This window comes from Mesorhizobium sp. LNHC229A00, from assembly GCF_000502415.1.
Taxonomy (GTDB): domain Bacteria; phylum Pseudomonadota; class Alphaproteobacteria; order Rhizobiales; family Rhizobiaceae; genus Mesorhizobium.
This window is the reverse complement of the sequence record NZ_AYWQ01000173.1, coordinates 1-470: the sequence shown is the minus strand read 5'-3', so window position 1 is coordinate 470 and position 470 is coordinate 1. Positions and strand designations below refer to the sequence as shown.

1 protein-coding gene is annotated in these 470 nt (G+C 57.4%); it reads left to right on the top strand.

The genetic code is table 11. The annotated features are described in order from the left end of the window. Positions 1-470 (top strand): ABC transporter substrate binding protein (locus X742_RS140170; protein ID WP_023775685.1); only part of this gene is annotated, 470 nt, incomplete at both ends.

The following is a 470-nucleotide window of genomic DNA, read 5'->3' as shown; positions in this document are numbered from 1 at the left end:
TTCGTCGTCGACGATGCGGCACAGGACAAGAGCAAGCTGCCCGACTTTGTCAAGGATGCACGCGACCGCAAGGCTGACGTGGTGGTCACCTGGGGCACCAAGACTACTCTAGGCATGGTCGGCACGTTGAAAGACCAGCAGAACAGCGATCTTCTCAATGACATCCCCGTGGTGTTCACCGTGGTAGCCGATCCGATCGGTGCGGGTATCATCGAAAGCTACGAAAAGACTGGCCGCGCCAATGTGACCGGTACCCGAAACCGAGTTCCCGAAAGCGTCAACATTAAGAGCATCAAGCGCTACCTGCCGAGCTTCGATCATCTCGGCCTCCTGTTCGACCGCAGTGAGCCCAACTCGGTGAAGAAGACGGAGGAACTGACGGCTTTGTCGGAGAAGATGAAGTTCAAATTCGACGCATTGCCACTGCCGGCGCTTGCCGATGGAACTCCGGATCCAGCCAAGCTCCCCCA